At 63.9% G+C, this 23601-nt stretch carries 22 protein-coding genes; 21 read left to right on the top strand and 1 reads right to left on the bottom strand.

Annotation, left to right across the window (positions count from 1 at the left end; genetic code table 11):
- Window positions 1-252: 252 nt before the first annotated feature.
- The 18 genes from BQ7355_RS02290 (at window position 253) to BQ7355_RS02200 (ending at window position 18967) form a co-directional block, all read left to right on the top strand.
- Complete coding sequence (locus BQ7355_RS02290) at window positions 253-1920, top strand: amidophosphoribosyltransferase (RefSeq protein WP_072414760.1); 1668 nt, start codon at window positions 253-255, stop codon at window positions 1918-1920.
- 336 nt (window positions 1921-2256) lie between these two features.
- Window positions 2257-3366 carry a phosphoribosylformylglycinamidine cyclo-ligase gene (gene purM / locus BQ7355_RS02285; RefSeq protein ID WP_072414759.1) on the top strand — a complete coding sequence of 370 codons (1110 nt, stop codon included), beginning with the start codon at window positions 2257-2259 and terminating at the stop codon, window positions 3364-3366.
- 154 nt (window positions 3367-3520) lie between these two features.
- Window positions 3521-4186 carry a phosphoribosylglycinamide formyltransferase gene (gene purN / locus BQ7355_RS02280; RefSeq protein WP_143761800.1) on the top strand — a complete coding sequence of 222 codons (666 nt, stop codon included), beginning with the start codon at window positions 3521-3523 and terminating at the stop codon, window positions 4184-4186.
- A 347-nt stretch (window positions 4187-4533) separates the two neighbouring features.
- Complete coding sequence (locus BQ7355_RS02275; RefSeq protein ID WP_072414758.1) at window positions 4534-5670, top strand: N5-glutamine methyltransferase family protein; 1137 nt, start codon at window positions 4534-4536, stop codon at window positions 5668-5670.
- Window positions 5671-5858: 188 nt separating this feature from the next.
- The gene (locus BQ7355_RS02270; RefSeq protein ID WP_072415855.1) at window positions 5859-6560 is read left to right on the top strand and encodes an L-threonylcarbamoyladenylate synthase; all 702 of its coding nucleotides are present in this window, start codon (window positions 5859-5861) and stop codon (window positions 6558-6560) included.
- 1 nt (window position 6561) lies between these two features.
- Window positions 6562-8106: a glycerol kinase GlpK gene (gene glpK / locus BQ7355_RS02265; RefSeq protein ID WP_072414757.1), complete on the top strand. Its 1545-nt coding sequence runs from the start codon at window positions 6562-6564 to the stop codon at window positions 8104-8106.
- A gap of 54 nt (window positions 8107-8160) precedes the next feature.
- The gene (gene rpiB / locus BQ7355_RS02260) at window positions 8161-8598 is read left to right on the top strand and encodes a ribose 5-phosphate isomerase B (RefSeq protein WP_072414756.1); all 438 of its coding nucleotides are present in this window, start codon (window positions 8161-8163) and stop codon (window positions 8596-8598) included.
- 26 nt (window positions 8599-8624) lie between these two features.
- Entirely contained in the window at window positions 8625-9272 is a 648-nt protein-coding gene (gene upp / locus BQ7355_RS02255; protein WP_072414755.1) for a uracil phosphoribosyltransferase, read from the top strand.
- Window positions 9273-9824: 552 nt separating this feature from the next.
- Window positions 9825-10622 carry a F0F1 ATP synthase subunit A gene (gene atpB / locus BQ7355_RS02245; RefSeq protein ID WP_072414754.1) on the top strand — a complete coding sequence of 266 codons (798 nt, stop codon included), beginning with the start codon at window positions 9825-9827 and terminating at the stop codon, window positions 10620-10622.
- A 119-nt stretch (window positions 10623-10741) separates the two neighbouring features.
- Complete coding sequence (locus tag BQ7355_RS02240) at window positions 10742-10936, top strand: ATP synthase F0 subunit C (protein ID WP_072414753.1); 195 nt, start codon at window positions 10742-10744, stop codon at window positions 10934-10936.
- Between the two features lie 45 nt (window positions 10937-10981).
- Window positions 10982-11572 (top strand): F0F1 ATP synthase subunit B, encoded by a 591-nt coding sequence (atpF, locus tag BQ7355_RS02235; RefSeq protein ID WP_072414752.1) that lies wholly within the window; start codon window positions 10982-10984, stop codon window positions 11570-11572.
- A complete protein-coding gene (locus BQ7355_RS02230; protein ID WP_072414751.1) occupies window positions 11565-12038 on the top strand; it encodes a F0F1 ATP synthase subunit delta in 474 nt (157 codons plus the stop codon). Before atpF ends, BQ7355_RS02230 begins: the two co-directional genes overlap by 8 nt.
- Window positions 12039-12043: 5 nt before the next feature.
- Window positions 12044-13657: a F0F1 ATP synthase subunit alpha gene (atpA, locus tag BQ7355_RS02225; protein ID WP_072414750.1), complete on the top strand. Its 1614-nt coding sequence runs from the start codon at window positions 12044-12046 to the stop codon at window positions 13655-13657.
- Window positions 13658-13662: 5 nt separating this feature from the next.
- Window positions 13663-14586, top strand: a complete 924-nt coding sequence (atpG, locus tag BQ7355_RS02220) for an ATP synthase F1 subunit gamma (RefSeq protein ID WP_072414749.1) — start codon at window positions 13663-13665, stop codon at window positions 14584-14586.
- Window positions 14586-16019, top strand: a complete 1434-nt coding sequence (atpD, locus tag BQ7355_RS02215) for a F0F1 ATP synthase subunit beta (RefSeq protein ID WP_072414748.1) — start codon at window positions 14586-14588, stop codon at window positions 16017-16019. Before atpG ends, atpD begins: the two co-directional genes overlap by 1 nt.
- 4 nt (window positions 16020-16023) lie before the next feature.
- Window positions 16024-16422 carry an ATP synthase F1 subunit epsilon gene (atpC, locus tag BQ7355_RS02210; RefSeq protein ID WP_338027640.1) on the top strand — a complete coding sequence of 133 codons (399 nt, stop codon included), beginning with the start codon at window positions 16024-16026 and terminating at the stop codon, window positions 16420-16422.
- Between the two features lie 83 nt (window positions 16423-16505).
- Window positions 16506-17789, top strand: coding sequence for a UDP-N-acetylglucosamine 1-carboxyvinyltransferase (murA, locus tag BQ7355_RS02205; protein ID WP_072414747.1), 1284 nt, complete (start codon window positions 16506-16508; stop codon window positions 17787-17789).
- A 14-nt stretch (window positions 17790-17803) separates the two neighbouring features.
- Window positions 17804-18967 carry an LCP family protein gene (locus tag BQ7355_RS02200; protein WP_072414746.1) on the top strand — a complete coding sequence of 388 codons (1164 nt, stop codon included), beginning with the start codon at window positions 17804-17806 and terminating at the stop codon, window positions 18965-18967.
- 101 nt (window positions 18968-19068) lie between these two features.
- Here BQ7355_RS02200 and pepT read toward each other — a convergent pair whose 3' ends face one another.
- Entirely contained in the window at window positions 19069-20310 is a 1242-nt protein-coding gene (pepT, locus tag BQ7355_RS02195) for a peptidase T (RefSeq protein ID WP_072414745.1), read from the bottom strand.
- A gap of 209 nt (window positions 20311-20519) precedes the next feature.
- Between pepT and BQ7355_RS02190 the strand changes: the two genes are divergently transcribed.
- The 3 genes from BQ7355_RS02190 (at window position 20520) to BQ7355_RS02180 (ending at window position 23453) form a co-directional block, all read left to right on the top strand.
- The gene (locus BQ7355_RS02190) at window positions 20520-20942 is read left to right on the top strand and encodes a metal-dependent transcriptional regulator (RefSeq protein ID WP_072414744.1); all 423 of its coding nucleotides are present in this window, start codon (window positions 20520-20522) and stop codon (window positions 20940-20942) included.
- Window positions 20943-20947: 5 nt separating this feature from the next.
- Window positions 20948-21916, top strand: a complete 969-nt coding sequence (locus BQ7355_RS02185; RefSeq protein ID WP_083581459.1) for a homocysteine S-methyltransferase family protein — start codon at window positions 20948-20950, stop codon at window positions 21914-21916.
- 136 nt (window positions 21917-22052) lie between these two features.
- Window positions 22053-23453, top strand: coding sequence for a phosphohexomutase domain-containing protein (locus tag BQ7355_RS02180; RefSeq protein WP_072414743.1), 1401 nt, complete (start codon window positions 22053-22055; stop codon window positions 23451-23453).
- Window positions 23454-23601: the final 148 nt, after the last annotated feature.

Below are 23601 nucleotides of genomic sequence, written 5' to 3'. Positions count from 1 at the left end.
TTCCCGGGCGCATCCATGGTACACGTCCTGGGGTATTTCCGTCCGCTCGAGTTCGGATCGAGCGGCTCTCGCCGTCAGCGCGCGCTTCGCTCCGGTCGACGGCGCCCCGCGCGCCGTTAGGGTACGTTCCTTTTGACACGCGGGGAAGGGGCCTGTAAAGAACGCGGAAATGCGTGTCGTCCGATGCCGCGGCGCATGGGGACGTGACATAATGGGCAGGTAACGGCAATCCTGGGACGGACAGGGGAAGATATGTCTCAAGAGACCATGCGCGCGGCGGAGAACGCCGCGAAGCAGGTTCTGCTCACCGATCTGGACGGCGACACGCTTCACGAGGAGTGCGGTATCTTCGGCGTTTGGGCGCCGGATCGCGACGTCGCCCGCTTGACCTATTTCGGTCTAAGGGCCCTGCAGCATCGCGGACAGGAATCCGCGGGCATCGCCGCCGGCGACGGTGGCACCGTCATGGTCCGCAAGGACCTCGGGCTGGTGAGCAACGTCTTTTCCAACGCCGACATCGACGCGCTTTCAGGCCAGCTCGCTGTCGGCCACGTGCGCTACGGCACCGCCGGAGCGAAGAGCTGGGAGTCCTCGCAACCCCACCTCTCCACCATCGGTGACGTGATCGTGGCCCTCGCGCACAACGGCACGCTGGTGAACACCGACGAGCTGCGCCGCCAGCTGATCGAGCTCGGCGTGAACTTCAACTCCAGCTCGGACTCCGAGGTCGCGGCCAAGCTGATCGGGTATTTCACCCAGGAAACGCATCACCTGCGCGAGGGCATCCGCAAGACTATGGAGCTCATCCGCGGCGGCTATGCCATGACGCTCATCAACGAGGAGGCGCTGTACGCGTTCCGCGATCCCCATGGCATCCGTCCGCTGGTGCTGGGCCGCCTGACGAACGACGAGGGCGTTGCCGCCGCCGGCGCCGCCGCCGCTGCCGCCGCGCTGCCGAGCGACGCCGCCTCCGCTGAAGACCTGGTGGGCGACGAGGTCGTCGCTTCCGCCGCCGGCTGGGTGGTCACCTCCGAAACCTGTGCACTCGACATCATCGGTGCCGAGTACGTTCGCGACATCCGTCCCGGAGAGATCTTGCGCATCAGCGCCGAGGGCCTGGTGTCGGAGCAGGGGGTGCCTGCCGCCGACAAGAGCGCGCACTGCATCTTCGAGCAGGTCTATTTCGCGCGCCCCGACTCCATCGTCGATGGCAAGTCCATCTATGCCTGCCGCTACGACATGGGTCGCAAGCTGGCGCTCGAGTGCCCGGTCGAGGCCGATATGGTCATCGGTACACCGGATTCCGGCCTGCCGTCTGCTGAAGGCTATGCGTATCAGAGCGGCATTCCGTACGGCACCGGCCTCATCAAGAACCGTTACGTCGCCCGTACGTTCATCGAGCCGACGCAGGAGCTGCGCGCCATGGGCGTGCGCCTGAAGCTCAATCCGCTCAAGGACGTGATCGAGGGCAAGCGCATCGTCGTCGTGGACGACTCCATCGTGCGCGGCACCACCATGGTGCAGCTGGTGCGCATGCTGCGCCAAGCGGGCGCCAAGGAGATCCATATCCGCATCAACTGCCCCGAGGATATCTGGCCGTGCTTCTACGGCGTGGATACGGGCGAGCAGTCCCAGCTCATCTCGGCTACGAAGTCCGTGGACGAGGTGTGCGAGTTCATCGGGGCGGACACGCTGGCGTTCCTGTCGGTCGACGCCTTGCTCGAGTGCGTGCCCGACGCGGGCTACTGCACCGCGTGCTTCACCGGCGAGTATCCCGTCGCGATCCCCGAGAGCTTCGGCCGCGATAAATTCATCGAGGGGTACGTGCCGCGCAACCTCTCCAAGCCCGAGCCCGTCACCGGGCGCTGCGTTGTCGAGAAGGCCAGCGACCGCAGCTGGGAGGAAGCGCACAGGCAGTAGCCTCCATGCCGATCCGCCTCAATTTGGGGGCAGTCCCTACATTGAGGCGGGATTGAGGCGGGGCGCGAATCCGAAGGCGGGCGCGCGGACGGCGCGCAATTCGGCGGCCGGGACATTCGACCGCCGTCTCTTCAGCGCCCGGCGTCCCCTCCTGTCGCTGCCCCAATTAAGCGCCTGCCCCCATTTGGGGTCTTGGCATCGTCGCAAGACCTCGCGGGCGCGTCGGCCGCCTCATCTCTGAGGCGAGGTGGCCGACGCGAGCTCCTGAGGTGCCCCGCGCGATAGTGCCTGCTATCATGCTGAGTTAGGAATTCCCTGGGTCGAAAGGAACCTCTCATGGCCGATACACCTAAGCATGTAACGTATGAGGACGCCGGCGTCGATACGGCCGAGGGCGGCCGTGCGGTCGATGCGATCAAGCAGATGGTCGCCGACACGAATCGCCCTGAGGTCATCGGCGGCATCGGCGGCTTCGGCGGCCTGTTCTCCGCCGCCGCCCTTAAGGACATGGAGGACCCGATCCTCATTTCCGGTACGGACGGCGTCGGCACCAAGCTCGTCCTCGCCCAGATCCTCGATCGCCATGAGACGGTGGGTCAGGACCTCGTGGCTATGTGCGTGAACGACATCCTCGCTTCCGGCGCCGAGCCCCTCTTCTTCCTCGATTACGTCGCCATCGGCCATATCGAGGCCGATCACATGGCCAAGATCGTGCGCGGCGTGGCCGACGGTTGCAAGCTCGCGGGCTGCGCGCTCGTGGGCGGCGAGATGGCTGAGCACCCCGGCGTCATGCGCCCGGATGATTACGATCTCGCCGGCTTTACCGTGGGCGTCGTCGACCGTCCCAAGATGATCGACCCGGCCAACGTGCGCGAGGGAGATGTGATCATCGGCCTGCCCTCCACCGGCGTTCACTCCAACGGGTACTCGCTCGTTCGCAAGGTCATCGGTGTCGACGGGATCGTTCCCGGAACGCCGGAGGCCGCTGCCAAGAAGGCAGAGCTCGAGGGTATCGAGGTCGCGCCCGGCCTCAACCTCGCCGACGCCCTTCTCGCTCCCACCCGCATCTACGTCAAGCCCATCCTCGAGCTGCTTCGTGGCGAGGCGGGCTCGAAGGTGCACGCCATCGCGCACATCACCGGCGGCGGCATTACCGAGAATCTTAACCGCGCCCTGCCCCAGGATGTCGATGCGCTCGTGCAGCGCGACGGCTCCCGGATGGGTTGGGACGTCCCGCCGGTCATCACCTATGTCTCCGAGCATGCCGGGCTTGCCCCCAACGAGGCCTGCAAGACGTTCAACATGGGTGTCGGCCTGATGCTGATCGTGGCTCCCGAGGACGAGACCGCTGTGGCCGAGGCCCTCGCCGCTCTGGGCGAGAAGCCGTTCCGCGTGGGTTCGTGCATCGCCGGTTCCGGCGAGGTGAAGTACACCGATGAGCAGTAGGGACGATTCGGTCACGGCCTCCGAGGAATACCGCTGCCTGGTCGAGGGCGCGGAGCTTTCTCCCGAGGCCCTGCCGGGCGAAGTGTTTTTCGACGAAAGCGCCGAGCGCGAGGTCGATGCCGGCCGCGCCGCCGCCGTCCGCAAGCCGCTCGACATCAACGATCTGCAGGATGCGCGCGCGGCGCAGGAAGCCTCCTCGCGCGCTCCGCTTCCCATCGGTGTGCTGCTCTCCGGTTCGGGAACCAACCTGCAGGCGCTCATCGACGCCATCGCCGCTGGGACGCTCAATGCCCAGATCAAGCTCGTCGTCGCCAGCCGTCCTTCAGCGTATGGCCTCAAGCGTGCCGAGGCGGCGGGCATCCAGACGCTCACGCTCTCGAAAGACGTCTACGCGGATCCCATCCAGGCCGACGAGGTCATCGCGCATGAACTGCTGGCCGCCGGATGCGAGTACGTGGTCATGGCCGGCTACATGCGCATGGTTCACGCCCCGCTGCTGGCAACGTTTCCCAATCGCGTGATCAACATCCATCCCGCGCTCCTGCCGAGCTTCACCGGGGCTCATGGTATCCGGGATGCGTTTGACCGCGGCGTCAAGGTCACCGGCGTGACCGTGCATATCGCCAATGCGGCCTACGATATGGGTCCCATCATCGCCCAGCGCGCGCTGGCGGTCGAGGAGGGATGGGATGTCGAGATGCTGGAGGAACATATCCACGCGATCGAGCACGCGCTGTACCCCGATGTCGTCCAGCTCCTTGCCGACGGGCGCGTGCACGTCCGTGAGGATTTGACGGTCGAGGTGCGCCCGCGCGGATAAGCGCTGCGCACGGTACGCGAGCCATCGAGCGGGTCTGGACGTCCGTTGTCCGGGCCCGCTTTTACATGGGCGTCAACCTGATGTCCGTGGAGCCGTCGGTGAGGCGAGATGTCTGCGGGTCACGCATTGGATGCTCGGACGGCGTCCCGCATCGCGCCGCCCCGGTCGTCTCGCCGACCGCATGCGTGTCGGAGCGGGGTCGGCACCTTCGTGTTCGCTGTTGGATTGTATGGAGGAATGGCGAGGTGGCGCGCGCTGTGCTGCTTCTTGCCGACCGCGTCGCCTGTCCCGATCGCGTGCATTAGAATCCTCACCAGACGACAGCGCGATGAAGGACGGGGTGTGCCATGACCGACGAGATGTGGACGATCAAACGCTGCTTGGACTGGACGAATGACTATCTTGCCCGGAAGGGGATCGAGCGGCCGCGCGTTTCCGCGGAATGGCTGCTGACGTCCGTGACGGGGATGAGTCGCATCCAGCTGTATACCGAGTTCGATCGCCCGCTTGATTCAGCGGAGCTTGCCCGCATGCACGATGCTGTCGTTCGCCGCGCGAAGGGCGAGCCGTTGCAGTACATCACGGGGGAGACCGCGTTTAGGACCATCGACGTCGCGTGCGAGCCGGGGGTGCTCATCCCCCGTCCCGAGACCGAAGTACTCGTCGAGGAGGTCCTTTCCTATCTCGACGCCGAGGTCCTGGGTCCCCGACCCGTCGATGCTGCCGCCCACCCTCGCGCGCACCCTCGCGCGGTGCTGCCGTGGAACGAGATGGTGGAGGAACAGCGCCGCGAAGAGCAGGCCGCCGCAGGTGAAGACCGGGACACGCGGGACGCCCGAAATCATGACGAGGCGCCCGACGAGGAGGTTGCGGAGGAGGCGCCCGTGCCCGCGTCCGATGCGATGCCGTGCGCCCGCGTCCTGGAGGTCGGTTGCGGCACGGGCGTCATTTCGCTCTCGCTTGCATCCGAGCGCCCGGGTAGGGTTCGGTGCGTCGCGACGGATATCGAGCCCCGCGCTGTGGATCTGACGAAGCGCAATCGACGGGCGCTCGGGTTGACCGAAGCTGACGTGGACGTACGGGAGGGCAACCTCGTCTCCCCGCTTGACCGCGCGACGGAATGGGGGACGTTTGACGTCTTGGTCTCGAATCCCCCGTATATACCGACTGATGTGATGCGCAAGCTTCCTCGAGAGGTGTCGGCCTATGAGCCGGAGCTTGCGTTGGCGGGCGGGACGGATGGCCTGGATATATATCGGAGGCTTTTGCGGGCCGCTCCGCACATGCTGCGGGCGGATGGGCTGTTCGCATGCGAGCTTCATGAAGACGCCTTGGGGAAAGCCGCGGACCTCGCCCGCCGCGCAGGATTCGAGGACGTCGAGATCGTGCAGGATCTCGCCGGCCGCCCGCGTCACCTTTTGGCGCGCGTTCCCGCATCGGTTGTCGCCCGCGCGGAAGAGGAAGACGGACGGGCGCCAGCGTAGCGATTGTGCGCGTTTTGCGCACGACGGTTCACAATGTGGTCACGAACGGGCCATTTCGCCGAAGGCCTCGCCCGTTTGGCCGGTCGCTCGTCGCGACGGAATGCGCGACCGCATGATGCGTGAGACAATGCGCCCTGGATTGTGCACATCTGCACGCAAGGCATAACGAGAAAGGGAAGATGGCGAGCATGCGACGAGTCTATCGGACATGGGGGAACGCCGCTCCGCATCCGCTGGTGGCTCGGGACGTCGCCGCCATGCTGCGCGCGGGGTCGCTTGCGCTGCTTCCTACCGAAACGGTGTACGGACTCGGCGTCGCGGTGTCGGCGGCCGAGGCGGCGGCGCAGGGGGATATGCCCGGGCCCGAAAGTGGATATCGGCGGATATTCAGCTTGAAGTGCCGAGAGCTGACGCAGACGGTTCCTTGGTTGGTTTCGGGACCCGAGGCGCTTGATGAGTACGGCGAATCGGTGGCACCGGAGATCAGGGCGCTCACATCTGCGTTGTGGCCCGGCGCGCTGACCGTCGTCGTGCCCGCCTCTCATCGTGTTCCCGCATTCATGCGGGCAGGTGACGGGACCGTTGCGCTCCGCGCGTCGGCATCCCCGGTCATCCAGGCGATCATCCGCTCCTGCGGATGCCCGCTTGCGGTGACGAGCGCGAACACGCACGGCGCGCCAGCCCCCGCGTCGTTTGATGACGTGGAGCGGCGTGTGCTCGCAGGGGTGGACGTGGCGGTGGACGCCGGCACGACCAGGTGTCGCGACGCCTCGACGATCGTCGCCGCGTGCGACGGAAAGGTCTCCATCTTGCGCGAGGGAGCCTTGTCCGCCGGCCAGGTTCTATCCGTGATTTCCGATATGACGCAGATTTCCGAAGGAGGGTGCTGACATGGCGTTCAGCCTGAAGGACTTGGGGCTTGTCGACCGCGTGTATCCGCTGCAGCCGAGCGGGTACATCATGGCCCTCGACTCCGGCACGACATCGGTGCGTGCCATCATCGTCGATGAGTACGGATGCATCGTTGCCCAGGCCTCAAAGCCGGTCAAGGCGTTTTACCCCCAGCCCGGTTGGGTCGAGCAGGATCCCATGGAAATTCTGGCCTCCCAGATCGCCGTCATGATGGAGGTTCAGTTCAAAAGCGGAATCCATTCGGATAGCATCGCGGCGATCGGCATCACCAATCAGCGCGAGACCTGCGTCGTGTGGGACCGCGACTCGGGCCAGCCTATCTACAGCGCCATCGGATGGCAATGCCGCCGCACGGCCGATATCGTGGACGGCCTCGTGTTCGACGGGTGCGAAGAGTCGATTCGGTCCAAGACCGGGCTTGCTCCCGATGCGTATTTCTCCGCGACTAAGATCAGGTGGATTCTTGACAACGTGAGCGGTGCCCGCGAGGCCGCCGACGCAGGCGAGCTCATGTTCGGAACCATCGATACCTGGCTGATCTACAACCTGACCGGCGGCGAGGTGTATGCGACGGATTACACGAACGCGAGCCGCACGATGCTGTTCAACATCCACACGCTCGAATGGGATGACGAGCTTCTCGCGATGCTCGATATCCCACGGAGCATGCTGCCCGAGGTCCGTTGGAGCTCGGGGGAGTTCGGCCGCGTCTCGAGCGAGATCATGACGCATATGCCGCTCATCGCCGGCGTCGCCGGCGACCAGCAGGCATCGTTTTTTGGGCACTGCTGCTTCGAGCCCGGAGATACGAAAAACACCTACGGCACCGGGTGCTTCATGCTCATGAACACGGGCGACGAGGTCGTGCACTCATCGAACGGGCTGCTTTCCACCATCGGAATCGCCGAAGGCGGCCGCATTTCCTATGCCCTTGAAGGATCGATCTTCCATGCCGGATCGACGATACAGTGGCTGCGGGACGGGCTCGGCATCATCGGCGGCGCCCGGGAGACCGAGGAGATAGCCCTGAGCGTCGAGGGCAACGATGGGTGCTATCTGGTCCCCGCGTTCTCCGGGCTGGGAGCGCCCTGGTGGGATCCCGGCGCCCGCGGCATGATCACCGGGCTGACGGCGGCTTCGAACCGGGCGACGCTCGTCCGCGCCGCCTGTGAATCCATGGCGTACCAGACGTTCGACGTCCTGCGGGCGATGGAGGCGGACGCGCATCATCGGCTGGGAAGCCTGTCGGTCGACGGCGCCGCCTCGCGCAACGGATTCATCATGCAGTTCCAGGCAGACCTGCTCGGCATTCCCGTCGTCCAGACGGAAGCCGTCGAGACGACGGCGCTCGGCGCCGCGTATCTCGCCGGCCTCGCCGTGGGCTATTGGGAGGACCGAGACGAGCTGATGCAGAACCATGCCGTCGGGGAGCGCTTCGAGCCGGTCAACGAGCCGGAGCGGGTCGCGCATTGCCTGTCCGGTTGGCATGATGCGGTGGCGCGCACGAGAACCGTGGTACAGTGAGTCGGGGCCCATCGCCCGCAATCTGTCGCCTTAACTGGGAAAGGGTATCTACCTATGCGTGTCGCAATCGGATCCGACCATGCCGGCTTTGAGCAGAAGCAGGCCCTCGTCGATTATCTCGCGTCGGAGCTCGGCCAGGATGTGATCGATCTTGGTCCCGACTCGGAAGAGCGTGTGGACTACCCTGATTACGCCGCCCTTGTCGCCCGCACCGTCGCTCAGGGCGATGCCGACCGCGGTGTGCTCGTATGCGGCACGGGTATCGGCGTGGCGCTCGCCGCCGACAAGGTCGCCGGCATTCGCGCATCCTCCATCACCACGCCTGAATTCGCGGAGCTGTTCCGCCAGCACAACGACGGCAACGTCGTGTGCCTCTCCGGCCGCTTCGTGGAGCCGGAGGTCAACCGCGAGATTGTCCGGGTCTTCTTGACGACGGAATTCGAAGGCGGCCGCCATGCGGACCGCGTCGCTAAGATCATGGCGCTCGACTAGGTTCCCATCGATTCAGGGGAGAGAAGATGACCGTACCGTTTGATTCCGACCGCGTTACCGTGGTCGACCACCCGCTCGTCCAGCACAAGCTTTCCATTCTGCGCGACGAGCAGACCGGAACCAAGCAGTTCCGCGACCTTATCCGCGAGCTGGCGGTTTTCGAGGGCTATGAGGCCACACGCGACCTCCCGCTGGAGGACGTTTCCGTCACGACGCCGATCTGCGAGGCCACCTGCAAGAAGATCGCCGGCCGCAAGCTCGCGATCGTCCCCATTCTCCGCGCCGGCCTCGGCATGGTCGACGGTTTGCTCGACCTGATCCCCGCTGCCCGCGTCGGCCATGTCGGCATGTATCGCGACGAGGTCACCCATGAGCCGCATGAGTACTACGCGAAGCTCCCCGGAGATATCGCGGAGCGCATCTGCCTGGTGGTCGATCCCATGCTCGCCACGGGCGGCTCGGCGGTCGCCGCGCTTCAGTACCTCCGCAAGCAGGGCGCCCAGGACATCCGCTTCCTGTCCATCGTCGCTGCCCCCGAGGGGCTCAAGACCGTGCTCGACTCAGACGACGCGGTGCGCGTCTACACGTGCTCGGTGGATGAGGGTTTGAACGAGGCGGCCTACATCGTCCCCGGCCTCGGGGATGCGGGGGACCGGATATTCGGCACGCTATAGGGCCTCTCGACTGCAATGCGACCGTTTCTGCCTTGCAATATGTAGGCAAGGTGACGGATTCGCGCATCGGTTGCCCTGCGATCGTCCAGGGATATAATCTCTTCGCTCGCAGAGATATGCGTCATATGTCCATTTACTCACTGTAAGGACAAACGAGTATAATGTGGGCACGCTAGGACGGCACACCTCCTGAGGTGTGCCGTTGTGATGAAAGGGGTGTACTCTTGTCGCTATGCCTTCCGGATGCCGTCATGGCCCTGGCGGGCGTTGCGATAGGTGCGATCGGTTTCTCTCCGCTGCTTGCTGCGGTCCTCGCGACGCGCAGGCCGGGTGCCCGACCGACCGTTGCCCGGGGTCTGGCGGCGATTGCTGTTTCAACAGCGTTTCTTGCGTTGACGGGAGCATTCGCTTGGGTATATGACCCTGAGGGTTTCCTGCTGTTCGTCATGGGCGGGACCATAGGTTTCTTTGGGATGTGGGCGCTTCTCGCGGCCATGTCGCTCGGTCGGAGGTAAGGCCTCGCAGCCGGGCGTCGCATAAGGAGGGAATGTCGTGGAAGCTTTTGAATTGCTGCCAGAGGAGATCAACCACCTGGTTTCGGAATTCCATTCCATTCCGGTGGTCGGCGACCTGATGACAGGCGTCACCCAGTACACCTTCTGGATGATCGTGTCTGCCATCCTGCTCCTTATCATCATGTTCGCGTTCGTCAAGAACATGAGCCTCGTTCCCCATGGGATGTTCCAGAACATGATGGAGTACATCATCCAGTTCATCGAGAAGGACGTGGGCAAGGCCATCGTCGGCAAGACCTGGAAGAAGCACTTCCCGTTCCTGGCGACGCTGTTCTTCTTCATCTTCGTCAACAACGTCGTTGGCATCATTCCGGGCATGAAGCCGGGTTCTGGAACCATTTCCACCACCGCTGCCCTCGCGCTCGTCGCGTTCATCTACTTCATCGCGTGCGGCGTCAAGGTTCACGGTCCCATCGGGTACATCAAGAGCCTGGCCCCCTCCGGCGTCGCGTTTCCGCTGAACGTACTCATCTGGGTCATCGAGGTTATCTCGACGCTGCTGCGTCCGATCACGCTCGCCGTCCGCCTTTTCTGCAACATGTTTGCGGGTCATATCGTCATGGGTTCCTTCGCGATCATGGTGACCCTGTTCGCCCAGCCGCTCCTCGAGCAGTTGACCGCCGCCAATGTCGTCGGCGCGCTTCCTTCTCTGGCGTTCGGTGCGATCCTGCTGGTCATCTACGGCATCGAGATGTTCGTCGGCGTCATTCAGGCGTACGTGTTCACGGTGCTGACTGCCGTCTATATTCAGGGCGCCGAGGCCGAGGGCCACTAGGCGTGTGACGTTTCTGTGCCGCCGCGCGGCGGTGCTACCATTCGTTCCCAAACGCTTTGTCGTTTGAGATATCGGTTGTGTGTTATGCGCACAGGGCGCATGCAACTAAAGGAGGAATTGTGGGAGTTATCGGTTACGGTCTCGGTGTTATCGGCGCTGGTCTGGCCATCGGCCTCGCCGCTCACGGTGTTGCGAACGCCATGGCGCGCCAGCCTGAGGTCCAGGATCGCGTCTTCACCGTCTTCATCATGGGCTCCGCGTTCGCTGAGGCACTTGCCCTCATCGGCTTCGTGGTCGCGCTCGTCGTGAAGTAAACCGCCCGTCACGGGACATCGAGGCTGTTCCAAGGGAGAGTAGCTATGAAAGCAGCAAACATTCGTGCATCTGCGGCCGTCGCGGCGCTCGTCGGGGCGATTCCGGCGGTGGCGGTGGCAGAGGAGACCAGCGGTGCCGACATCCTGATCCCCAAGCCCGCCGAGTTCATCCCGGCCCTGATCATCTTCCTGATCATCTGGTTCCTGCTCGCCAAGCTCGCCTGGCCCAAGGTCCTCAGTATGTTCGACACGCGCGAGAAGACCATCCAGGCGTCCATCGATGAGGCGAACGAGACCAAGGAGAAGGCGTCTGAGATTCGCGACCAGGCAGATGCTGTGATCGCCGATGCGCGCCGCCAGGCGTCCGAGATCGTTCTCGCCGCTCGCGGCGACGCCGAGAAGGAGCGCGCCCGCATCGTGGCCGACGCGCACGCCGAGGTCGAGGAGATCATCACGAAGGCCCGCGAGCGCGCAGATGACGAGATGCGTCGCGCCTATGCGAACGCCACGGACTCCATCGCGAAGGTCTCTGTCGCCGTGGCCTCACGTATCGTCGGCGACACGCTCGCCAACGATGAAGCCAAGCAGCGCGAGATCATCAAGAAGTACATCTCGGAAGTGACGCTTAATGGCTGATATGGACCGCATGCAGAAGCGCAAGCTCGAGACGTATGCCCGTACGCTCCTCGAAGCGGCGAAGACCGAGGATCGCGTCTACGAGAACATCACCCCGCTCAAGGCTGAGGCCGATGCGAGTCCCGAGGTGCTGTCCGTTCTGTCGGCGATGGCCGCGAACGGCGACCTCGATCACCTTCCCGAGGTGCTCGAGATGTACAGCGATATGGCGGAGGGCGATCAGCAGACGGTCGGCGTCACCGTGACGACCGCAGTGCCGCTCGATGCCGAGCTGCGCATGCTTATCACGCAGAAATGCGAACTTGATCTGGGCGCCAACGTGTTCCTTATCGAGCGCGTCGACCCCAGCATCATCGGGGGCCTGATCATTTCGGCGAACGGCAAGCGCAGGGATGCGTCTATCAAGACGCAGCTCGAGGCTGCGCGCAAGATCATGACCCAGAATGTCAAGAAGACGGAGGTATAGCTTACATGTCCGAGGCAATTAGCGCCGAGAACATCGAGCGTGTCCTGGAGCAGAGGCTTTTCGAGCTGACCGCTACCGTCGATACCCAGGAAGTGTCCCATGTGGCCGAGGTCGGAGACGGCATCGCTCATGTCGTCGGCCTCAAGAGCGCCATGGCCGGGGAGCTGCTCGAGTTCACGAGCGGCATCACCGGAAAGACCGTCTACGGTCTTGCGCAGAACCTCGACCGCGACGAGGTCGGCGCCGTCCTGTTCGGCGACGTCGACACCATCAAGGAGGGCGATCCCTGCCGCACCACCGGTCGCGTCATGGATATCCCGGTGGGACGTGGCATGCTCGGCCGCGTGGTGAACCCGCTCGGCCAGCCTATCGACGGCAAGGGCAGCATCGGTGCGACCTCGCGTCGCCCGATCGAGTTCAAGGCCCCGGGCGTCATTCAGCGACAGCCGGTATGCGAGCCGGTCCAGACGGGCCTGCTCGCGATTGACTCCATGGTGCCCATCGGCCGTGGCCAGCGTGAGCTGATCATCGGCGACCGCAAGACCGGCAAGACCGCAATCGCGATCGATGCGATTCTTAACCAGCGCGGCAAGGGCGTTACCTGCGTCTATGTTGCAATTGGCCAGAAGGCGTCGACGGTCGCGGCGATTCGCGAGACGCTTGCTCAGCACGGCGCGCTCGACTACACCGTCATCGTCTCGGCCACTGCGGCCGAGTCGGCTCCGCTGCAGTACATCGCCCCGATGGCGGGAGCCGCGATCGGCGAGTACTTCATGTATAACGGCGCGGACGGTAAGCCTGCGAGCGCCTCCAATCCCGGAGGGCATGTGCTCGTCGTCTATGACGACCTGTCCAAGCAGGCCGTCGCCTATCGTCAGATGTCGCTGACGCTTCGTCGTCCGCCGGGACGCGAGGCTTACCCGGGTGACATTTTCTACCTGCACTCGCGTCTCCTGGAGCGCGCCTGCAAGCTGTCTGATGAACTCGGCGGGGGATCGCTCACGGCGCTTCCCATCATCGAGACCCAGGACGGAGACGTCTCCGCCTACATCCCGACCAACGTCATCTCGATTACGGACGGTCAGATCTTCCTGCAGAGCGATCTGTTCTTCCAGGGACAGCGTCCGGCAGTCGATGTGGGCATCTCGGTGTCGCGCGTGGGCGGTTCGGCTCAGACCAAGGCGATGAAGCAGGTGGCCGGCAATCTGCGCCTCGACCTCGCTTCCTATCGTGAGCTGCAGGGATTCACCCAGTTCGGCAGCGATCTCGACGCGGCGACTCAGCACCAGCTGACGCATGGTTCGCGTATGACGGAGCTTCTGAAGCAGCCTCGATTCCATGCGCTTACCGTCGCGGACCAGGTCTCGGTGCTCTACGCGGGCAACCAGGGTTTCCTGGACGACCTCGAGATCGAGGACGTGGTGCCCTTCCGCAACGGCTTGCTTGAGTATCTGAACGGTGCGTACGGCAAGCTTATGGAAAGGATCGGCGACACCAAGATCGGAGACGATCTCGCGGACCAGCTCGGTCAGGCGATCGCTGATTACAAGAACGAGTTCCTCGCCAACAAGGCAGCCGAATCCCCGGAGGCCTCGAGCGAGGAGACTGAGGAGAACTAAGCCACATGGCCAACCTCCGCGAAATAAAGAAGCGCATCAGCTCGATCGAGACGACCGAGCAGATCACGCGCACCATGGAGATGGTCTCGACGGCCAAGATCGCGCGAGCGCTGACGCGTGAGTACAACTCCGAGCCGTACCGTAACGCGATCACCGACGTGATGCTCACCGTCGCCGCCGACGCGGCCTATGAGACCAACTCCCCCCTGCTCGCTAATCCCGAGCACTACGAGTCCGCACTGGTTATCGTGATCAGCTCGGACCGTGGGCTTGCGGGCGGTTTCAACGTGCAGGTTGAGCGTGAGGTCGAGAAGCGCCTCGACCACTTCCGCCGTCATGGCGCGAAGAGCGTGGAGATCATCACGTGCGGCCGCAAGGCGACGGATTACTTCAAGCACCACGAGCATGAGGGCGCCCGCGTCGTCATGACGTTCGTCGGTAGCTCCGATAATCCGACCATCGAGACCGCCCGTATGATCGAGAGCTATGTGTGCGAGGGTTTCGGATCGGGGAAGTTCGGGCGCGTGGACATCGTCTACACTCATGCGGTGAACCGCGTCGAGCAGACGTTGCGCGACGAGCGCGTCCTGCCACTCGATCCGGCCGTCTTGGGGACCGCCCGCGGGCCCCGTGCGAACGAGACCGATCGGCCCCAGCGCCTTTCCTCGCCGTTCGAGTATTCACCTTCGGCGAGTCATGTGCTGGGCATGTTGATTCCCAGCTACGTGCTGACCGTCATACATCAGGCGCTGATCGATTCGGCCGCGGCCGAGCAGGCTGCGCGCCGCAAGGCCATGCATTCCGCGAACGAGAATGCGAACGCCATCATCGCCGACCTCAAGCGCACGTACAGCCGTGTGCGCCAGGCGTCCATCACGACCGAGATCAACGAGATCGTCGGCGGAGCCGCTGCATTGGAGGAGTACTAATGGCAGATACCATCGCCATCGAGACCACGTCCACCGCTGGTGTCGGACATATCGTCCGCATCATCGGTCCCGTTGTGGACGTCAAGTTCAAACATGGTGTCCCGGGCATCTACAACGCCCTGACCATCGATGCCGACACCCCGGTCGGACGCATCAAGACCATTCTCGAGGTCGAGTCGCAGCTTCCGGGCGACGTGGTCCGTTGCGTGGCCATGTCTTCCACGGATGGCCTGCAGCGCGGCATCGAGGTGACCGACACGGGCGCCCCCATGAAGATGCCCGTCGGCAAGCAGACCCTCGGCCGCATCTGGAACGTCATGGGCGAGCCGGTGGACGGCAAGGAGATGCCCGAGGTGGACGGGTACTATCCGATCCATCACTCGGCGCCCGCCTTCGACGAGCTCACGACCAAGACCGAGATCTTCGAGACCGGCATCAAGGCGGTCGACCTGCTCGAGCCCTATATCCGCGGCGGCAAGACGGGCCTGTTCGGCGGCGCCGGCGTGGGCAAGACGGTCCTCATCCAGGAGCTCATCAACAACCTCGCGCAGGAGCACGGCGGCACCTCGGTGTTCACGGGCGTCGGCGAGCGCACCCGCGAGGGCACCGACCTGTACCTCGAGATGACCGAGTCGGGCGTCATCAACAAGACCTGCCTGGTCTACGGCCAGATGAACGAGCCGCCGGGAGCGCGCCTGCGCATCGGTCTGGCCGGTCTGACCGAGGCGGAGTACTTCCGCGACCGCGGACAGGACGTCCTTCTGTTCATCGACAACATCTTCCGCTTCTCGCAGGCGGGTTCCGAGGTCTCCGCGCTGCTGGGCCGCATGCCCTCCGCCGTCGGTTACCAGCCTACGCTGGCAACCGAGATGGGCGACCTGCAGGAGCGCATCACCTCGACCAAGACCGGATCGATCACGTCGGTCCAGGCGGTCTACGTGCCTGCTGATGACCTGACCGACCCCGCGCCGGCGACGACCTTCACGCACCTCGACGCGACGACGGTTCTCTCGCGCAGCATCTCCAGCCTGGGTCTGTTCCCGGCGATCGATCCGCTCGCCTCGAGTTCCGACGCGCTCGACCCCGCCGTGGTCGGCGAGGAGCACTACCGCGTCGCCGTCCGCGTTCAGGAGATCCTTCAGGAGTACTCCGACCTGCAGGACATCATCGCGATCCTCGGCATGGACGAGCTTTCCGACGAGCAGCGACTCACCGTGAGCCGCGCGCGCAAGATCCAGCAGTTCCTCTCCCAGTCGTTCCACGTTGCGGAGAAGTTCACCGGCAACCCCGGCGTGTACGTTCGCGTTGCCGATACGGTGCGCTCGTTTGCCGCGATTATCGACGGCGAGTGCGACGATCTGCCCGAGCAGGCGTTCCGCTATGCCGGCACGATCGACGACGTGCGCGACCGTGCGCGCAAGATGGGGGCGTGAGTCCATGTCCATGCATGTTCGCATCGTCTGTCCCGAGTTCAACGCCTTCGAGGGGAGTGCCGTGTTTGCGAGCATTCCCTCGACGGACGGCGAGATCGGCATCATGATGCACCATGCGAGCAGCATCTGCACCATCGAGCCAGGTTACATCCGCATAGCGGAGAAAGCGCTCGGCACCGTCGAGCACACGTTCGCGGTGACGCGCGGCTATGCTCAGGTCGCCAATGACGAGCTGATCATCTTGGCCAACCGGGCCAAAGATATCGCAACGGTCGATAAGGATGAAGTTCAAGCTGAGATTCAAGGTTTTGAAGAGAAGCTGAGCGTTTTGTCGGAGAACGATGCGACGCGCGCCTATCTTTATAATGAAATAGCTTGGTGCAAGCTGCTTCTCGGAGCCTAGCGTAGAGGCAGTGCTACATCGACGAGATGCACCATGCCCGGGGCCTTGTGCCCCGGGCATGATTCTATTGAAAGGGTTGAGGCTTGGATATCATTCGCGTCGAGGGTGGGCACGCGCTTGCGGGCGCCGTCCATGTCTCCGGAGCAAAGAACTCCGCGCTCAAGCTTATGGCCGCCACGCTGCTTGCGCCTGGCGTCACGACGCTCACCAATGTTCCCAATATCTCCGACGTCCATGTGATGGGCAAGGTTCTCAAGCGCATGGGCGCCACGATCGAAGTGGTGGATGAGCACAGCCTCGCGATCGACACCTCTGCGGTCGATTCATGGGAGGCGCCGTACGAGCTCGTCGCCAAGATGCGCGCGAGCACCGCGGTCATGGGCCCGCTGCTCGGGCGTTTCGGCTGCGCGAAGATCGCCATGCCCGGCGGCTGCAACCTCGGTGCCCGCAAGATCGATATGCATATCCTCGGCCTTGAGGCTCTCGGTGTCGAATTCGACACGGATCACGGATACATTCACGCTTCGGCTCCGCAGGGCCTTTCGGGTACCACGGTGACGCTCGAGTTCGCGAGCGTCGGCGCGACGGAGAATCTCATCATGGCATCCGTCCGCGCGGAGGGGACCACCGTTATCGATAACGCCGCCCGCGAGCCCGAGATCGTGGACCTCGCCAACATGTTGAACGAGATGGGCGCGCGCATCACGGGCGCCGGAACGCCCGTGGTCCAGATCGAGGGAGTCGACGAGCTGCACCCCGTCACGCATCGCGTGATCGGGGACCGCATCGAGGCCGGTACATTTATCGTCGCCGGCGCGCTTGCCGCCGGTCCCGAGGGCATCGAGGTGACGGGTTTCAGCCCCGCCCATCTCGGTATGGTCCTCAAGAAGTTCGAGCTTATGGGTATCGACGTCGAGCGCACCGATGAGGGCGTCCGCGTGCATCGCGCCAGAGGCATCCGTCCGGTTGATATCCAGACGCTGCCGTTCCCCGGCTTCCCGACCGACATGCAGGCACAGGCCATGGTTCTCTCCGCCCTTGCCGAGGGCAGCTCCGTTATCACGGAGAACATTTTCGAGAACCGGTTCATGTTCGCCTCCGAGCTCGTTCGCATGGGCGCTGATATCCGCATAGAGGGCCATCATGCGATGATCCACGGCGTCGACGGCTATTCCGGTGCCCAGGTGACCTCACCCGACCTGCGCGGCGGGGCCGCGCTTGCCGTTGCCGGCCTGATCGCCGAAGGCTACACCGAGGTGTCGGCCATCCATCATATCGACCGCGGGTACGAGCACTTCGTCGAGAAGCTGTGCGCACTCGGCGCGCATGTCGAGCGCGTCGCCGTTCCCGATCCCATCGACGACTAGATTCAGGTATCCGTATGAAGAAGAAGCCCGTGCAGGAATCTCGCCGACCCAGTATCGGCGCCGTGAGCAGAATCTACAGCCGCGAGAACGTGAGCCGCTATTCCGAGCGCGCGCGTCAGCGCCGACGCCGTCGAGCTGTCCGGCGCGGCATCCTTTTGTCCGTGGTGGGCGTTCTGGCCTGCGCCGTCACCGCTGCCGGCGTGTGGGTCGGCTCCATTGCGGGGAAGCTCAACAACAACAGCGTCATCACGAGCGGATTGCTCGAGACCCTTACCGACTCGAACGTCACAAAGGACCCGTTTTACATGCTCTTGCTGGGAACCGATGGCAGGCCCGGCGAGACCTCCTATCGCGCGGACTCTATCGTCTTGGCTCGAATCGACCCGATCGAGAAGCAGGTGACGCTCATCTCGATTCCGCGCGACACCAAGGTTGAGTATCAGGGCGAGACGATGAAGATCAACGCCGTGCACACCTACGGCGCCGCCGCCGGCATGGTGGAGGCGGTCAGCGACCTGTGCGGCGTGGACATCTCGCATTATGCGGAGATCAGTTTCGACGGCATGGTTCAGCTTGTCGATGCCCTGGGCGGGGTCGAGGTGAACGTGCCCGACAAGATCGACGATCCCAAGGCGGGCGACATGGTGATCGAGCCGGGCCTCCAGACGCTCGACGGCGCCTCGGCGCTCGCCTTCTGTCGCTCGCGCGCCTTTGTCGACGGTGATTACACGCGCATGCGCCATCAGCGCATCTTCCTATCGGCCCTCGCGAACGCGATCCTCAACAAGGTCGATGCGAGCAATCTGGTGGGTCTCGTGAACTCGCTGTCCGACATGGTCGTGACCGATCTGTCCATTCAAGATATCGTGGCGCTTGCCAACTCCATGCGTGGCATGGACACCGATAACATTTGGACCGCCAACCTGCCCTCATGGGCCGGCGAGGACACCTATATCGATGGCGTGAGCTATGTGTTTGTTTACGAGGACGAGCTCGCAGAGATGATGGAGCGCGTGAATAACGGCGAGAACCCCAAGGGTCCTCAGACCATGGGCCAAGGTGGCGATGATTCCGCAACTACCGGTGACCTGGTGAGCAACGAGTCGAGCGACTGGTCGAACGGAACCGCGACGATCGCGAGTTCGGAGGCTGAATCCGAGGAAACCGAGTCGGAATAGATGACTCGATGCTGGCAGCAGCGCGTGGATAAGCGAAGGCCCGGAAGCAATTCCGGGCCTTCGTCGTTATGTTGGATTCGCTGCGTCGCGGCACCGAGCGGCTATGCGAAGCGGGCGACCAGCTGGACGAGAACATCGACCATCGTGCTCAGGGACGAGACGGGGATGAACTCGTTGACACCGTGGCAGCAATATGCGCCGGTCGAAAGGTTGGGACAGGGAAGTCCCCGGAAGGAGAGCTGGGCGCCATCCGTGCCGCCGCGAATGGGGATGACGTTCGGGGTCACGCCGGCGGCCTCAAAGGCGCTGCGCGCCACGGCGATGAGCTCCGGATGCTCGGAGACGACCTCCGCCATATTGCGGTACTGCTGCTTCACTTCGACCGTCACGCGCTCCTCCCCCTGCTCCTCGTTTACGAAACGGGCTGCGTGCAGCAGGTGGTCGGTTTTCGCCTGGAATTTTTTCGCATCGTGGTCGCGGATGATGTAGCGCGCTGTAGCGTGCTCGACGGTGCCGCTTACGCCCTCGAGGTAGTAGAAGCCCTCGTATCCTTCCGTGTACTCGGGGCGTTGCACGGCGGGCAGCAGGCTGTGGAAGCGGCAGAACAGCTCGGATGCGTTGACCATGCGTCCCTTGGCATCTCCGGGATGGATGGAGAAGCCCTGGAAACGGACGGTCGCCTCCGCAGCGTTGAAGCATTCCCATTCGAGTTCTCCGATGGGGCCGCCGTCGACGGTGTAGGCGTAGGCGCACCCGAATGCCTCGATATCCAGAAGCTCCGCTCCGTGTCCGATCTCCTCATCGGGGCAGAAGCATATGCCGATCTCCGGATGAGGGAGAGAGGGGTTCTGCTTCAGCAAGGCGACGAGCGCCATGATCTCTGCGACACCGGCCTTGTCGTCGGCGCCCAGCAGCGTGGTGCCGTCGGTGCAGACAAGATCCTCTCCAATCAGCTCGTCGAGCGCCGGGACCTTTGCGGGGGAGAGCGAGACATCGACGCCGTCGACGGTTCCGCACACCAGGTTGCCTCCGTTGTAAGAGACGATATGGGGCTTGACGCCGTATCCGGGCGCCTGCTCGGTGGTGTCGAGGTGCGCGACGAGACCAAGGCGCGGACGGTTGCCCGCGCCTTCGGAGGCGGGAATCCATGCGGTGACGTAGGCGTGGTCGGAAACGTTGACATCGCGAGCCCCGAGCTCGCCGAGCTCGTCGGCAAGCATGCGGGCGAGATCGAACTGAATGTCGGTCGAAGGCACCCGGTCGCAGTGCTCGTCTGCGGATTGCGTATCGACCTGGACGTAGCGCAGGAAGCGCTCGAGGACATCGGATTGATGCGTGCTCATGGGCAACTCCTCAAGGTGGGCCCGCCTCGCGGGCGGACATGGAATGCGGTCGTGTCCATAGTAATATGACTCGGCCTCCCTCCCCGCGATCCCCTTGTCGATCCGCTCGTCGAGTAGGCGGTGGGATGGGGTCGCCGCCTCGACGACATCTCGCCATCATGGGATTGCGCTACACTGTCCTCACCAAACGCTCGAAGGAGAACGGATTCATGGAAACCACTGACACAGCCCACCATCTGCATCTCACCATGGCGAACGAGGACTATCTCGAGTGCATCGTCCGTCTCGAGGAGGAGGCGCCGGCAACCGAGGGGATCCGTTCGGTTGATATCGCCCAGGCGCTCGACGTCTCCAAGGCCTCGGTGAACAAAGCGGTCACCGTGCTCAAGGAACAGGGGCTCGTCGAGCAGTCCCATTACGGCAAGGTCATGCTGACCGACCTCGGTCGCGAGATCGGTCGAGCGGTGTGGGCACGGCATCAGGCGTTGCGCAACTTCCTCGTGCTTGAGCTCGGCGTCGATTTCGAGCGCGCGGACAGCGAGGCATGCCAGATGGAGCACGCGCTGTCCGAGGACACCATGAATCGCTTGGTGGCGTTCCTCGACCGCCACGTCTCGCCGTCCTCGTGCTAGCGGAGATGAGCGAATTGTTCGTGGACGGGGACCGGTTCGCCTCGGGTTCCGAGTCGGATCGGACGGATCCCACCACTTATGACCGGCCTGCCGCCGAATGGCTGCTGGAGCATCTCGAACGCGGGGTCTTGCTGGCCCAGGGCCCCATGGGTTCGCTGCTTCAATCTCAGGTCGGCGCCGCTGACATCCCCGCGGCGTATTGGAACATCGCGGAGCGTGCGGAGGTCGAGCGGATTCACGGGCTCTACCGTCTGCTGGGGGCCGACATCGCGATAACGAACACCTTTCAAGCGAGCGGTCCCGCCCTCGCCAGAGATGCGATTCCGGAGTCGGTCGAGCGCGTTAACCGCGCAGCGGTGTTTTGCGCCCGCCGCGCCGCCGCTCCGTGCACCTTGGGATCCATGGGGCCTTGCGGGGTGGAGTGGACGCTCGCGGGCGATGCCGGGCACGCCGAGGCTGTCGGCGCCTATCGGGAACAGGCGCGAAGTCTGCTCGAAGCGGGAGCATCGGGGATTCTGCTGGAGACGTTCTGCTCGATGCGGGATGTCGTTCCTGCTCTCGACGGCGTGGGTTCCGTCCTGTACGGCATGCCCCTGTTGGTGAGCTTCGCGGTAGATGACGATTGCAGTCTTCTGGGGGACGGCCTGAGCATTGAGGCGGCCTGTCTGGAGGCGCTTCATGCTGGCGCCTGCGCCGTGGGCGTCAACTGCTGTTCCATCCCTGCCGCGACGGAGTCCGTACGTCGCCTTGCGCGTCTTACCGATCGGCCGATCATGGTGCGTCCCCATGCCGGGATGCCGCATCGCACCGACGAGGGGGAGCTTATGTGGGATGAGGATCCCGCCGCGTTTGCCGAAGCGTGCGAGCGGTGGTGCGCGGACGGCGCCCGTATCGTCGGGGCGTGCTGCGGTGCGGGTCCGCGCACGTTGTCGGCGATGGCCGAGGTGATCGAGGACGGTCGCGCCGCCTGGTGAGATTTGCCGCTGCAGCGCATCGAATCGACCGACCCCTTAGGTTCCTCTGAAGATGGGCCACGTATCGTTTGGCGCCCGCCCGGTGCGGGTAAGGTGGATGCAGGAACTATGAATTAGGAACGGGAGCGTAGGTGCTATGAGCACGATACTTCGATTTGGCACCGATGGATGGCGCGCCCGCCTCGATGGGGATTTCCGTGAGGAAAACGTCGTGCGCGTGGCAGACGCCGCCGCTGCGCTGTGGTCCCAGCGCAATCCCGGTGCGGTCGTCTACGTGGGGTACGACACGCGCACCGGTGCTCGTGATGCCGCGGTGCTCTGCGCCCGCGTCCTGGCGGCCCGCGGCCTGAGCGTGCGCCTCGCGCGCGCATGTGTGCCTACGCCGGCCGTATCCTGGACGGTTTCGCGAGATGAGCGCGCATGCGGCGCCCTCATGGTCACCGGATCGCATCATCCGTACGACTATCTTGGCATTAAGTTCCGGGTATCCGATGGCGGCGCGGGGTCTGCCGACTTCGTCGACGATGTTGAGCGTGCGATTGATTCCGACCCGACGCCCGCGCGCGGCGTCTACAAGACCGTCGATTTCGTTTCGCCCTATATAGATGAGTTGGTGTCCCGTGTCGATCGCAGAAGGATATCTGCAGCGGGAATCAAGGTCGTCTACGACCCGATGTTCGGCTCGGGAGCGGGGTACCTGGCCTCTGCGATGAGGCGGCTGGGTATCGAGGTCCATGAGATTCACGGAGCGGATGACGAGGGAAGGGACGAGATGCGCCCCGAGCCCATCGAGCCGTGGGTCGACGAGTGCGAGCAGGAGGTTGCCGCGCGGGATGGATATATCGGGATCGTCAACGATGGCGATGCGGACCGTGTTGCCGCCATCGACGAGCGCGGGCGATTCGTGAGTCCTCAAAAGCTGATGGCGCTCATCTTGCATCATCTGGTCCGCAACCGCGGTATGTCGGGAAACGTCGCGCTCGGTCTCTCGACCTCGACGTTGGTGCGTCGAGCCGCCCGTAACCTTGGTTGCCGCTATGTGGTGAAACCGGTCGGCTTTAAACATATATATAGAGAGATGCTCAAGGGCACGATCCTGATGGGCGGAGAGGAGACGGGAGGCTTCGGCTATCCGTTTCATTTCCCCGAGCGCGATGGTCTGTTGAGCGCCTTGTTGCTCTGCGAGCTGATGGCGTGGGAGAACAAGAGCCTCGTCACGCTTCTCGAGGAGCTGGAGGGCGCGTGCGGCTCGATGTCGTATGCCAGGCGCGATCTTCGATTGGCTAATGAAGAGGTGGAGATGCTCCGCACCGTCTTGCCGGGGTTGAATCCAGCACGGGTGGCGGGAAGAGCGCCTGCGGCGGTAAGCCACATGGACGGCTTGCGTCTCGAATTCGAAGATGAGTCCTGGTTGCTGTTGCGCCCTTCGGGGACGGAGACGGTGGTGCGCGTGTACGCGGAGGCACCAACCGTCGAAATGAGGGACGCACTGCTCGAAGCGGGATGCGAATTGGCTCGCACCGGGGAACTAGGGTAAGCGATGCAGACGGGCTATCCGAATGTGTGCATCCCGTGGAGGCCCGGATCCCCGCCCCCGGCCCGCCCGCGGTCTGGCAATATATCTCCTTGCCGCGCGGCGCCCCGAGGGCGGGCCGCGGCGGGCACCTTGAGAACCGGATACTGCG

It is taken from the genome of Collinsella phocaeensis (assembly GCF_900119895.1).
Lineage (GTDB): Bacteria > Actinomycetota > Coriobacteriia > Coriobacteriales > Coriobacteriaceae > Collinsella > Collinsella phocaeensis.
The sequence above is the reverse complement of the archived record's forward strand: the minus strand, read 5'-3'. Positions and strand labels throughout refer to the sequence as shown.

What these genes read in the sequence shown, in the direction of transcription:
- BQ7355_RS02290 (WP_072414760.1), top strand. Translation starts at nt 253, where the DNA reads ATGTCTCAAGAGACCATGCGCGCGGCGGAGAACGCCGCGAAGCAGGTT.
- purM (WP_072414759.1), top strand. Translation starts at nt 2,257, where the DNA reads ATGGCCGATACACCTAAGCATGTAACGTATGAGGACGCCGGCGTCGAT.
- BQ7355_RS02275 (WP_072414758.1), top strand. Translation starts at nt 4,534, where the DNA reads ATGACCGACGAGATGTGGACGATCAAACGCTGCTTGGACTGGACGAAT.
- BQ7355_RS02270 (WP_072415855.1), top strand. Translation starts at nt 5,859, where the DNA reads ATGCGACGAGTCTATCGGACATGGGGGAACGCCGCTCCGCATCCGCTG.
- glpK (WP_072414757.1), top strand. Translation starts at nt 6,562, where the DNA reads ATGGCGTTCAGCCTGAAGGACTTGGGGCTTGTCGACCGCGTGTATCCG.
- rpiB (WP_072414756.1), top strand. Translation starts at nt 8,161, where the DNA reads ATGCGTGTCGCAATCGGATCCGACCATGCCGGCTTTGAGCAGAAGCAG.
- upp (WP_072414755.1), top strand. Translation starts at nt 8,625, where the DNA reads ATGACCGTACCGTTTGATTCCGACCGCGTTACCGTGGTCGACCACCCG.
- atpF (WP_072414752.1), top strand. Translation starts at nt 10,982, where the DNA reads ATGAAAGCAGCAAACATTCGTGCATCTGCGGCCGTCGCGGCGCTCGTC.
- BQ7355_RS02230 (WP_072414751.1), top strand. Translation starts at nt 11,565, where the DNA reads ATGGCTGATATGGACCGCATGCAGAAGCGCAAGCTCGAGACGTATGCC.
- atpA (WP_072414750.1), top strand. Translation starts at nt 12,044, where the DNA reads ATGTCCGAGGCAATTAGCGCCGAGAACATCGAGCGTGTCCTGGAGCAG.
- atpG (WP_072414749.1), top strand. Translation starts at nt 13,663, where the DNA reads ATGGCCAACCTCCGCGAAATAAAGAAGCGCATCAGCTCGATCGAGACG.
- atpD (WP_072414748.1), top strand. Translation starts at nt 14,586, where the DNA reads ATGGCAGATACCATCGCCATCGAGACCACGTCCACCGCTGGTGTCGGA.
- atpC (WP_338027640.1), top strand. Translation starts at nt 16,024, where the DNA reads ATGTCCATGCATGTTCGCATCGTCTGTCCCGAGTTCAACGCCTTCGAG.
- BQ7355_RS02200 (WP_072414746.1), top strand. Translation starts at nt 17,804, where the DNA reads ATGAAGAAGAAGCCCGTGCAGGAATCTCGCCGACCCAGTATCGGCGCC.
- pepT (WP_072414745.1), bottom strand. Translation starts at nt 20,310, where the DNA reads ATGAGCACGCATCAATCCGATGTCCTCGAGCGCTTCCTGCGCTACGTC.
- BQ7355_RS02190 (WP_072414744.1), top strand. Translation starts at nt 20,520, where the DNA reads ATGGAAACCACTGACACAGCCCACCATCTGCATCTCACCATGGCGAAC.
- BQ7355_RS02185 (WP_083581459.1), top strand. Translation starts at nt 20,948, where the DNA reads ATGAGCGAATTGTTCGTGGACGGGGACCGGTTCGCCTCGGGTTCCGAG.
- BQ7355_RS02180 (WP_072414743.1), top strand. Translation starts at nt 22,053, where the DNA reads ATGAGCACGATACTTCGATTTGGCACCGATGGATGGCGCGCCCGCCTC.